Origin of the sequence: Kocuria sp. CNJ-770, assembly GCF_001942375.1 — a bacterium.
GTDB classification, from domain to species: domain Bacteria; phylum Actinomycetota; class Actinomycetes; order Actinomycetales; family Micrococcaceae; genus Kocuria; species Kocuria oceani.
Genome location: NZ_MKJW01000089.1, coordinates 55,180 through 65,625 on the forward strand (window position 1 = coordinate 55,180; position 10,446 = coordinate 65,625).

A 10,446-nucleotide genomic window follows, 5' to 3' on the forward strand; every position below is an offset into this window, starting at 1 on the left:
TCAGGAGCGATATGGTCACAGCTCCGTTAACGTCAGACTGACCAGAACGGTGTTATAGTCACTGCAACCTGAAGGTTCGAGGTGCTTGGAGGTGATGTTGACCGCGCAGAACGTGGCCCTGGCCGTGTCGACCGTCATCTTCGCCGCCCGGGACACCGGACCCGACGGCCGCAAGGAGCTCTGGCTGCCCCTGGTCCGCCGCATCCGTGACCCCTTCCGGGGCATGTGGGCCCTGCCCGGCGGACCGCTCCAGGAGCACGAGGACCTCGAGGCCTCCGCCGCCCGCTCCCTGCAGCTCACCACCGGCCTGCAACCGGGCTACCTCGAGCAGCTCTACGCCTTCGGCGGGCTCACCCGCTCGGCCAGCGCCGAGGAACGGGTGGTCTCGATCGTCTACTGGGCCTCGATCCGCGCCGACCAGGCCGCCGACCTGCACGTCGACCTCAACGTCACGTGGATGCGCGTGGCGGACCTGCCGCCGCTGGCCTTCGACCACAGCGACATCGTGGACTACGCGATCTACCGGCTGCGCAACAAGATCACCTACAGCCGCGTGGCCCACTCGTTCCTCGGCGAGACGTTCACCCTCGCCGAGCTCCGGGAGGTGCACGAGGCCATCCTCGGCACCGTCCTGGACCCCGCCAACTTCCGGCGCCAGGTGCTGGCCTCCGGCGCCGTCCTCGACACCGGCACCCGCCTGGAGGGCACCCGGCACCGCCCGCCCCGGCTCTACCGCCACGACTCCGACCTCGACCTCGCCGACCGCACCCCGGCCGGCCGCAGCACCCAGGAGCAGACATGACCTCCGTCGCCACCCGCATCGACCTGCTGACCGAGAAGCCCGCGAACCTGCCCGGCGCCACCCCGGCCCCGAGCACGTGCAGCACCGCCCTCGGGACGAGCCCGTGGGACTTCGCCCCCACCGTCTCGGCCGGCTACGGCCCCGGCGCGTCCCAGGACGACGCCGTGCCCGCCGGCTCGCCCGCCCAGCCGGTCATCCCCGCCGAGTACCAGCAGGCGTCCGCGGAGGAGCTCGACCGCCGCATCGCCGCCGCCAAGGCCACCCTCGGCGACCGCGTGGTGGTGCTCGGCCACTTCTACCAGCGCGACGAGGTGGTCAAGCACGCCGACTTCCTCGGCGACTCCTTCCAGCTGGCCCGCGCCGCGCGCAGCCGCCCCGAGGCGGAGGCCATCGTCTTCTGCGGCGTGCACTTCATGGCCGAGACCGCCGACATCCTCTCCGGCGACCACCAGTCCGTGATCCTGCCCAACCTCGCCGCCGGCTGCTCCATGGCGGACATGGCCGACGAGGACTCCGTCGAGGAGGCCTGGGAGCAGCTCATGGACGTGCTCGGGGAGACCGACGACGACGGTCGGCAGAGCGTGATCCCGGTGACCTACATGAACTCGTCCGCGGCGCTCAAGGCGTTCTGCGGCCGCCACGGCGGCATCGTCTGCACCTCCTCCAACGCCGCCACCGTGCTGGAGTGGGCGTTCCAGCGCGGCCGGCGGGTGCTCTTCTTCCCGGACCAGCACCTGGGCCGCAACACCGCCAAGGCCATGGGGATCCCGCTGGAGCAGATGCCGATGTGGAACCCCCGCCACGACCTGGGCGGCAGCACCGCGGACCAGCTGGCCGACGCCAAGGTCATCCTGTGGCACGGCTTCTGCTCGGTGCACCGCCGCTTCACCGTGGCCCAGATCGAGCAGGCCCGCGCCGAGCACCCGGACGTGCGGGTGATCGTGCACCCGGAGTGCCCCATGCCCGTGGTCGACGCCGCGGACGAGTCCGGCTCCACGGACCACATCCGCAAGGCGGTCGAGGCCGCCGAGCCCGGCAGCACCTTCGCGATCGGCACCGAGATCAACCTGGTCAACCGGCTCGCCGACGAGCACCCCGAGCACACCATCTTCTGCCTGGACCCGGTGATCTGCCCGTGCTCCACGATGTACCGGATCCACCCCGGCTATCTCGCCTGGGTGCTCGAGGAGCTCGTGGCCGGCCGGGTGATCAACCGGATCGCGGTGGACGCCGCGACCGCTCGGGACGCCGAGGTGGCGCTCGAGCGCATGCTGGCGGCGCTTCCGCGGTGAGCACGCCCCCGTTCCCGCGCGTGCTCGTGGTGGGCAGCGGCATCGCCGGGCTCACCACCGCCCTCGCGGCCGCCGGCCGCGGGCTCGACGTGGTGCTGCTGAGCAAGGACGTCCTGGACGAGACGAACACCGTCCGAGCCCAGGGCGGCATCGCCGCCATGACGGCGGACCTGCCAGGCGGGCAGGTCCGGGACTCCGTGGCCCTGCACGTCCGGGACACCCTCGGAGCCGGGGCCGGCACCTGCGACGACGACGCCGTGCGCGTGCTCGTGCAGGACTCGGCCGCCGCCGTCACCGCCCTGGTGCAGCACGGCGTCGCGTTCGACCGCGCTGACGGCCCGGACTCCCCGTGGGTCGAGGGCCTCGAGGGTGCCCACTCCGTGCCCCGCATCCTGCACGCCGGCGGGGACGCGACCGGGCGGGAGATCCAGCGCGCCCTCGTGGCGGCGACGCTGGACGCCGAGGCCTCCGGGCGCCTGGACGTCCTCCGGCACACGATGCTCGTGGACCTGGTCGCGGACCACCACGGGAGCGTACGGGGGGCGCTCGTCCTCGACGGCGACCGGCTGCGCGAGCTGCGGGCGGACGCCGTGGTGCTGGCCACCGGCGGTGCCGGGCAGCTCTATCCCCACACCACCAATCCCGCGGTGGCCACGGGCGACGGCATCGCCGCGGCCCTGCGCGCGGGAGCCGTCGTCGCGGACCTCGAGTTCGTGCAGTTCCACCCCACCGCCCTCGCCGCTCCCGGTTGCTTCCTGGTCTCCGAGGCCGTGCGCGGTGAAGGGGCGGTGCTGCGGGACGCCACCGGACGGCGCTTCCTGGAGGGCGCGCACCCGCTCGCCGAGCTCGCCCCGCGGGACGTGGTGGCCCGGGAGATCGTCCGCCGGTCGCTCGCCCAGGGAGGCCTGCCGGTGCTGCTCGACTGCACCGCCATGACCGCTCCGGCCGGCGCCGGGCACGCGGAGCCGGACACCGCCGAGCACCTGGCGCGCCGCTTCCCCACGATCGACGCCGCCGTGCGGGCGCACGGCCTGGACTGGTCCCGGGAACCGGTGCCCGTCACCCCGGCGGCGCACTACCTGATGGGCGGGATCGCGACCGACGACCGCGGCCGCACGAGCGTCCCGGGCCTGTACGCCGTGGGCGAGTGCGCGGCCACGGGCGTGCACGGCGCCAACCGGCTGGCCTCCAACTCGCTGCTGGAGGGCGCCGTGTTCGGTGCCCGCACCGCCGAGGCCCTGGCCGGGGACCTGCGGCCCGACGACGTCCGTCGGCCGCACTGGACCCGGCCGCGCCCGACCCGGGCGGGCGCCGCGGCGACCGCGGACCTCCGGGCCGACGGCACCGACCGGACGCATCCCGCTCCGACCCGCGGTGTCCGGCGGCACCCCGCCCGGCTCGCGCCCGGTGGCGTGCTGACCCTGCCGGACCCCGCCGGGGCGGGCGTGCCGTTCGACCGGCAGGCCTTCCAGGCCGCGATGTGGGCCGGCGCCGGCGTCCTGCGGGACGGCTCCGGCCTCGAGGCGCTGGTCCACCGGCTGGCCGCGCTCCGGCCGCCGGGCGCGCTCTCCCGCCCCGCGGTCGAGGACCGGAACCTGCTCACCGTGGGACGCGCCGTGGCCGCCGCGGCCCTGCACCGCACCGAGTCCCGGGGCGCCCACTTCCGGGAGGACTGCCCGGTTCCCGAGCCCGCCCGCGCCGGGCGCACCTTCTGGCGCCGGGCGCGGTCGGCACCCCGCAACGGCCATCTGACCACTCCGAGTTCATATACGCACAACGACATGTTCGAGAGGATCTCCGCATGCTGACCCGAGCCGCCATCACCGAGGTCGTGGAACGGGGCCTCGCCGAGGACGCGCCCTGGGGCGACATCACGTCCGAGCTGCTCATTCCCGCCACCGCCCTCGCGCGGGCCGAGCTCGTCGCGCGCGAGGACGGCGTCTTCTCCGGCGGCCAGGTCTTCGCCGCGGCGTTCGCCGCCGTGGACCCTGCCGTGGCCGTGGAGCTGATCCCCGCCGACGGGGACTCCTTCGCCGCGGGGGACACGCTGGCCGTGGTGGCCGGCCCCGCCCGGTCCGTGCTGACCGGCGAGCGCGTGGCCCTGAACCTCACCCAGCGGATGTGCGGGATCGCCACGCTGACGGCCCGCTACGTCGCCGCCGTCGAGGAGACCGTCTCCCGCGTCGAGCAGGCGGCGAACCTCCCGCCCGGCACGATCACCCGGACCCGGGTGGCGGACACCCGCAAGACCACCCCGGGGCTCCGGGCGCTGGAGAAGCACGCCGTGCGCAGCGGCGGCGGGCACAACCACCGGCACTCGCTCTCCGACGCCGTGATGGCCAAGGACAACCACCTGGCGCTGCTCACCGCCGACGGGACCGACCTGACCGGCGCGCTGCGGCAGCTGCGCCGTCGTCTGCCCCACACGGTGCACCTCGAGGTCGAGGTCGACCGGCTGGACCAGATCGAGGCCGTACTGGCCGGAGGCGCGGACACCGTGCTGCTGGACAACTTCTCGGTGGACGACCTCGTGAGCGGCGTGGCGATCATCGACGGCCGCGCGACGGTGGAGCCTCCGGCGGGGTGAGTCTGGAGACCGTCGGGGAGATCGCCGCCACCGGGGTCGACGTCATCTCGGTGGGCGCGCTCACCCACTCGGCCCGCAATCTGGACCTGGGACTCGACGTCGTCCTGGACGTCCGGGAGGGCTGACCGTGCTGTACCTCGACGCGGCCGCGACCACTCCCGTGCGGCGTGAGGTCCTGGAGGCCATGTGGCCCTACCTCACCCAGGAGTTCGGCAACGCCTCCAGCCACCACGAGGTGGGCCGCCGGGCACGGGCCGGGCTGGACGCGGCTCGGCAGGCCGTGGCCGAGGTGCTCAACTGCCGGCCCGCGGAGGTGGTCTTCACCTCAGGGGGGACCGAGGCGGACAACCTGGCGGTCAAGGGCATCGCCCTGGCCCGCCGGGACCGGGACGCCTCGACGACCCACGTGGTGACGAGCGCCGTGGAGCACCACGCCGTGCTGGACTCCGGGCGCGACCTGGCCCGCTGGGACGGCTTCGAGGTGACCGAGCTGGGCGTCTCGGCCGAGGGCCTCGTCGACCCCGCCGACCTGGCCGGGGCTGTTCGTCCGGGCACGGCGGTGGTATCCGTGATGCATGCGAACAACGAGACGGGTGCGGTCCAGGCGGTCGCCGAGCTGGCTGCGGTGGCTCGGGCTCGGGGAGTCCCGTTCCATACGGATGCGGTCCAGGCGGCCGGGTCGCTGGAGCTGGACGTACAAGCGCTCGACGTGGCGGCGCTGAGCCTCGCGGGGCACAAGATCGGGGCGCCGAAGGGCGTCGGAGCGCTCTACGTGCGCCGGGGCACGCCCCTGCGCCCTCTGATGAGCGGAGGCGGGCACGAGCGCGGCCGGCGTTCGGGCACCTCCGACGTGGCGGGCGCCGTCGGTCTCGCCACGGCCCTGCGGCTGTCCGCCGAGGAGCGGCCGGCGAAGGCGGTGCGCCTGGCCGGGCTGCGGGACCGGCTGATCACCGGGGTCCTGGCCGAGGTGCCCACGGCCCTCCTGACCGGCCCCGACCCGCGGGAGCACCCGGAGTCCCGGTTGCCCGGGCACGCGTCCTTCTGCTTCCCCGGGGTCAACGGCGAGACGGTCCTGGTGGACCTGGAGTCGCGGGGGCTGCTCGTCTCCTCGGGGTCGGCCTGCTCGGCCGGGGACACCGCGCCCTCGCACGTGCTCACGGCGATGGGCTACCCGCCGGAGGTCGCCACCACCGCGGTGCGCTTCACCCTCTCCGCCGACATCACGCCGGAGCAGGTGGACGGGATCGTCGCGGCCACGCGGGACGTCGTGCGACGACTGGGCTCACCGCACGGCTGAGCCCGCGGCTGAGCCCACCGGCACCGGGTGCTGCGCCCCGTCGTGGCGCACCATGAGCACCGGTTCGCCGGTCGTCTCCACGGTCCGCGTGCTGCCCTCGACCGGTGACCACGGACCCGTGGGACAGGAGCCGGGAGCCGGCCCCTCGGGCACGGCACTCGAGGCGCCGCGGCCGTCGAAGCCCTGCAGCCGGAAGCCGGTGACCGCCCCCCACCACGTGGTCTGCGGCCGGCTCGTGACCGCCCGGGACTCGGTGACGACCAGGTCCGTCCGCTGCGGGACGACCTCCGCCGTCCCGGTGTGGACGCACGACCAGGAGATGCCGGTGACCGACTCGGACTCGGCGACGAACTCCAGCGACGGGGCTTCGGCCCGCAGGGTCGCGTCGTCCCAGCCCAGCGCGGCCCGGACGGCGTTCCCGGTCACGAACCCCGTGCCGTCCTCGCGCAGTCCCGCGTCCGCCCACGGCGGCGCCGCCGCCCCGAGGGCCACCCCCGCCAGGGCCGCCAGTACCGCGATGACCTTCTGCATGTGCCGCCCCGTCTCCCCTGGTCCCCGGCGCCGCTCCCCCGGCGCCTTTCCGAACGCTAATGGATGGGCGGGGGTGGATCGAGTTCCGTGATCGACCTGTGACCCCGCCATGACATGGGACGACATGCCCGGCCGTGCGGCCGCGCCCGGGGACGACCGGCCGCGGGGCGCGCCTCCGGCGGGAGAGGCGGAGCCCGGCCGGGGTCCGTGGGCCCGGCCGGGGCCGCGCAGACAGCACAGGACCCCCGGACCGTGCGGTCCGGGGGTCCTGCTCGCGGTGGGCGGCGCGCTCCGCGCCGACCGAGCGGGGTGGGGATCAGACGATCGACGTGCCTCCGGTGCGCGCCTTCTCGAAGCGCTGCTGGACGTCGGCCCAGTTCACGATGTTCCAGAAGGCCTTGACGTAGTCGGCCTTGACGTTCTGGTAGTCGAGGTAGAAGGCGTGCTCCCACATGTCCAGCTGCAGCAGCGGGATCGTGGCGACGGGCACGCCGTTCTGCTGGTCGTACATCTGCTCGATGACGAGGTTGCCGCCGATGGGCTCGAAGGCGAGGATCGCCCAGCCGGAGCCCTGGATCGTGGTCGCCGCGGAGGTGAAGTGGGCGCGGAAGGCGTCGAAGGACCCGAAGTGGTCGTCGATCGCCGCGGCCAGCTCACCGGTCGGCTTGTCGCCGCCCTCCGGGGAGAGGTTGTTCCAGAAGATCGAGTGGTTGACGTGGCCGCCGAGGTTGAACTGGAGGTCCTTGGACAGCTTCGCCGCACCGGCGCCGTCGTCGTTGGCGCGGGCCTCGGCCATCTTCTCGAGGGCCGTGTTCGCACCGGCCACGTAGGTGGCGTGGTGCTTGTCGTGGTGCAGCTCCATGATCTTCGCGGAGATGTGGGGCTCGAGCGCCGCGTAGTCGTAGGGGAGATCGGGAAGGGTGTACTTCTCGGCCATAGGAGAAACCTTTCGATAGCTGTCGTGTGGTTCCACACTCGTCCCGCGCGCGCGCAGGGGTCAAGGAGGTTCCGCCACCAGCGTACGGTGCCCGCGGGCGCGCCGTGCCGGGGCTCAGAAGAAGTCGGGTGGGGTCTCGAGCGTGCAGCGGGGCGGGTGCGCCGTGAGCTGGGACGGCACGGTGAACTCGAACTGCCCCGTCTCCAGCAGCCGTTTGAGGTCCCCGAGCTCGGCGCCCAGGTTGCGGCGCACGATCCGCTCGGCCCACGCGGCGAGGCCGGCCCTCGCCGCGGTGAGCCGGCCGTCGACGGTGGTCCGCACCTCGGTGCCCCCGTCCACCGCCGCCCACGTGGTGACCGCCAGGAGATCCACGATCCCCCGGGTGGTCCGGAGCGCCAGCTTCCGCCCCGGTTCCTGTGCGGAGACGATCGTGACGTAGGGGAAGCGGAGCGGGCCGACACGGCCGAAGAACTCCACGGAGGTCCCGGTCTGCAGCACCGGTGTGCTGATGGTGGGCACCCGCCCGAGGCCGCGCTGGAGTTCGTCGGCGCCGGCGGCGGCCACGCCGGCGGCCGCCCGGAAGAAGGTGCGCCGCCCGAGGCCGCGCTGGAGTTCGTCGGCGGCTCGTCGTGCCAGGTGCTCACGCATGGGTGGTCTCCCGAGGTCGGATGCGGGTGCGTCGAATGACTACGACCTTAGGGAGACGGTGTTACGGGTTCGGCGCCCCCGTGTTTCGGCACCGTGACGGCGCGGGGGTTGGACAGGTCACCGGGCGCCCCGGCCGTGGTGCTCCGACCGGCGGCAGGCAGCCCGACCTCGTCGTCGGAACCGCGCACGGACGCCCGCGTGACCTGCGTCACCCACAGTAGGGGCTCGGGCGCGGTCGTGGTGAGTGCATGCGCAATATGACCATTGCAACTGCACACGCCGAGGAATCGGCGCGTGTTCCGGCGGTCTCAGGCGAAGTCGGCCTTGCGGATCCGTCCGTGCGCGCCGACCGTGCCGTCCCCCAGACGGGTGACGGCGAACTGGGCGGTGGCCGAGAGGTAGGCGTGGGCGATCGGCCGGTCCAGGCCGCGGTCCCGCTGCAGGAACTCCACCCCGGCGCTCACCGCCCGGTGCATGGCCGTGGTCATGCAGAAGGACCGCGCGTCGTCCCCGGCTCCGGCCTGACCCGCCGGCTCCTCGGGCGCCTCGACGCGCGAGTGCCCGACGACGATCCAGTGCTCGTCGGTCTCGGCGAACGGGTGCCGGTGGGCCACGGAGGGCAGGTCCTGCGTGCCGGCCGGGCACACGGTGAGACGGAAGGAGCCCTGCGGGTCTCCCTCGGCCGAGCCCAGGGCCCGGCAGAGCTCTCGGGGACAGAAGGCCGTGCCCTGCGTGCGGACCGGCAGGTAGGCGGTGCATCCGGATTCCAGCGGTGCGCTCCCGCCGGCCAGGCCCAGCACCTCGACCCGCAGCACGTCCCCGGGCCGGGCGGCGGCGAGGAACGCCCGGCCCGTGGCGAGGTGCGGGCCGGCGCCGTCGAGGGCGGGGATGTCCTCGTGCTCCTGCGCCGGGTACGGCGCGGGGGCGGGCGGGACGTCCGGGGCGCCGGGAACCGTGGCGGCAGGCTCGGGACGCCGGAACCCGGGCACGCCGATCCCGGAGGACGGGTGCGCGGCGCGCGCGGCGGCGGCACGGGCCCGCGCCCGCTCCTCCTCGGTGCCGGCGGGTTCCACGGTGCCGGCGGGTTCCACCGCGGTGCCGCCCACCACGCGGAGCGCCCGCCGCCGCGCGTGCGGCAGGGAGGGCGCGGGTCCTGGTCCGGCGTGCTCGGTCATGGGTGCTCCTTGGGGGCGGGGCGGGTGCTGCTCCGAACTGTAGGAAAGCCGTGTTACTGCACCGGGCACGGGACGTTTCCGAGACGTGACGGCGCCCATAACGAGACGAAGCATGCCACGGACCGGCGCACAAGCCCCATAGATGACGATTGCGACGAGGAGGCGGCCCTTCCGCCTCCGCGGCACGCCATAGTCTGGCGGGATGGAAGTCCACAAGGCCCAGGCGTTCCTCGCCGTCGCCGAGGAGCTGCACTTCGGCCGGGCGGCCCAGCGCCTGCACATGGCGCAGCCACCCCTGAGCCGGCTGATCCGGCAGCTGGAGGCCGAACTGGGCGCCACCCTGTTCGAGCGCAGCACCCGCCACGTGACGCTCACGCCCCAGGGCGAGGCCCTCCTCGAACCGGCCCGGGAGCTGGTCATGCTGGCCCGGCGGATCAAGGACGTGGTCCGCAAGTCCCAGCAGGGCGAGATCGGGCGGGCCCGGCTCGGCTTCGCCGGGGCCTCCGTGAACCAGGCGGTGGGCGAGCTGGCGCGGCAGGTCCGCCGGCTGCGCCCGGGGATCAGCCTGGAGCTCTACAGCTCGCAGTTCTCCCACCTCGGCCTGCAGAAGGTCCTGGACGACTCCCTCGACCTGGTGATCGGCCGCTGGGACTTCCTGCCCGCGGAGGTCGACTCCCGGCTGGTCGCCCTCGAGGAGCTGCTCATCGCGCTGCCGGAGAGCCACCCGCTGGCCGACCGCGAGACCGTCGACGTCGAGGACCTGGCCGAGGAGGCCTGGATCGTCCTGCCCGGAGGGGCCGGGGCCACGCTGCCCAACCGGCTGAACACCCTGGCGATGAACGCCGGCTTCGTCCCGCGGATCGTGCAGGTGGCCCCGGACTCCTGGACGCTGGTGGTGCTGGTGGGCGCCGGGATGGGCATCTCCCTGATCCTCTCCAGCGTGCGGGACAACGTGCCCTCCCGGGGTGTGGTCTACAAGCCGCTGACCCGGGAGCAGAAGCCCGTGGAGGTCCGGCTCATCTGGCGCCGAGGGGATGCCAATCCCGCCCTGCAGTCGGTCATCGAGATCTCCGAGACGGTGTTCCCCGCACCGGCCGACTCCTCGGTCCCGGAGGACCCGCTCCCGGCGCCGTGACCCCCCCGCTCGGGGGACACGACACCGGGGGACACGGCACGG

Annotated in this window: 9 protein-coding genes and 1 pseudogene; 6 read left to right on the forward strand and 4 right to left on the reverse strand. The window is 74.0% G+C overall.

Annotation, left to right across the window (positions count from 1 at the left end; translation table 11 throughout):
- Positions 1-94: 94 nt before the first annotated feature.
- From BJF77_RS08330 to BJF77_RS08350, 5 genes and pseudogenes are all read left to right on the forward strand, one after another.
- Positions 95-802 carry an NUDIX domain-containing protein gene (locus tag BJF77_RS08330; RefSeq protein WP_158041212.1) on the forward strand — a complete coding sequence of 236 codons (708 nt, stop codon included), beginning with the start codon at positions 95-97 and terminating at the stop codon, positions 800-802.
- Complete coding sequence (nadA, locus tag BJF77_RS08335) at positions 799-2,094, forward strand: quinolinate synthase NadA (protein ID WP_075871854.1); 1,296 nt, start codon at positions 799-801, stop codon at positions 2,092-2,094. The genes BJF77_RS08330 and nadA overlap by 4 nt, the downstream gene beginning before the upstream one ends.
- Positions 2,091-3,902, forward strand: coding sequence for an L-aspartate oxidase (locus BJF77_RS08340; RefSeq protein WP_075871855.1), 1,812 nt, complete (start codon positions 2,091-2,093; stop codon positions 3,900-3,902). Before nadA ends, BJF77_RS08340 begins: the two co-directional genes overlap by 4 nt.
- Positions 3,896-4,806, forward strand: a pseudogene (gene nadC / locus BJF77_RS08345) (carboxylating nicotinate-nucleotide diphosphorylase). Before BJF77_RS08340 ends, nadC begins: the two are co-directional and overlap by 7 nt.
- Positions 4,807-4,808: 2 nt before the next feature.
- Positions 4,809-5,978 (forward strand): cysteine desulfurase family protein, encoded by a 1,170-nt coding sequence (locus BJF77_RS08350; RefSeq protein ID WP_075871856.1) that lies wholly within the window; start codon positions 4,809-4,811, stop codon positions 5,976-5,978.
- Here BJF77_RS08350 and BJF77_RS08355 read toward each other — a convergent pair.
- The 4 genes from BJF77_RS08355 to BJF77_RS08370 form a co-directional block, all read right to left on the reverse strand.
- On the reverse strand, positions 5,964-6,509 hold the full coding sequence (locus BJF77_RS08355; RefSeq protein ID WP_075871857.1) for a hypothetical protein: 546 nt from the start codon (positions 6,507-6,509) through the stop codon (positions 5,964-5,966). The genes BJF77_RS08350 and BJF77_RS08355 overlap by 15 nt on opposite strands.
- A gap of 316 nt (positions 6,510-6,825) precedes the next feature.
- On the reverse strand, positions 6,826-7,446 hold the full coding sequence (locus BJF77_RS08360; RefSeq protein ID WP_047802353.1) for a superoxide dismutase: 621 nt from the start codon (positions 7,444-7,446) through the stop codon (positions 6,826-6,828).
- 114 nt (positions 7,447-7,560) lie between these two features.
- Positions 7,561-8,094, reverse strand: a complete 534-nt coding sequence (locus BJF77_RS08365; protein ID WP_075871858.1) for a hypothetical protein — start codon at positions 8,092-8,094, stop codon at positions 7,561-7,563.
- A 308-nt stretch (positions 8,095-8,402) separates the two neighbouring features.
- Positions 8,403-9,269: a hypothetical protein gene (locus tag BJF77_RS08370; protein ID WP_075871859.1), complete on the reverse strand. Its 867-nt coding sequence runs from the start codon at positions 9,267-9,269 to the stop codon at positions 8,403-8,405.
- Between the two features lie 202 nt (positions 9,270-9,471).
- On the opposite strand from BJF77_RS08370, the gene BJF77_RS08375 reads away from it, so the two are divergent.
- Entirely contained in the window at positions 9,472-10,404 is a 933-nt protein-coding gene (locus BJF77_RS08375; RefSeq protein ID WP_075871860.1) for a LysR substrate-binding domain-containing protein, read from the forward strand.
- The last annotated feature ends 42 nt before the right edge of the window (positions 10,405-10,446 follow it).

Excerpts from the sequence above, each read along its gene's own strand:
- nadA (WP_075871854.1), top strand. The coding sequence starts at position 799 with ATGACCTCCGTCGCCACCCGCATCGACCTGCTGACCGAGAAGCCCGCG.
- BJF77_RS08330 (WP_158041212.1), top strand. The coding sequence starts at position 95 with ATGTTGACCGCGCAGAACGTGGCCCTGGCCGTGTCGACCGTCATCTTC.
- BJF77_RS08375 (WP_075871860.1), top strand. The coding sequence starts at position 9,472 with ATGGAAGTCCACAAGGCCCAGGCGTTCCTCGCCGTCGCCGAGGAGCTG.
- BJF77_RS08355 (WP_075871857.1), bottom strand. The coding sequence starts at position 6,509 with ATGCAGAAGGTCATCGCGGTACTGGCGGCCCTGGCGGGGGTGGCCCTC.
- BJF77_RS08370 (WP_075871859.1), bottom strand. The coding sequence starts at position 9,269 with ATGACCGAGCACGCCGGACCAGGACCCGCGCCCTCCCTGCCGCACGCG.
- BJF77_RS08365 (WP_075871858.1), bottom strand. The coding sequence starts at position 8,094 with ATGCGTGAGCACCTGGCACGACGAGCCGCCGACGAACTCCAGCGCGGC.
- BJF77_RS08360 (WP_047802353.1), bottom strand. The coding sequence starts at position 7,446 with ATGGCCGAGAAGTACACCCTTCCCGATCTCCCCTACGACTACGCGGCG.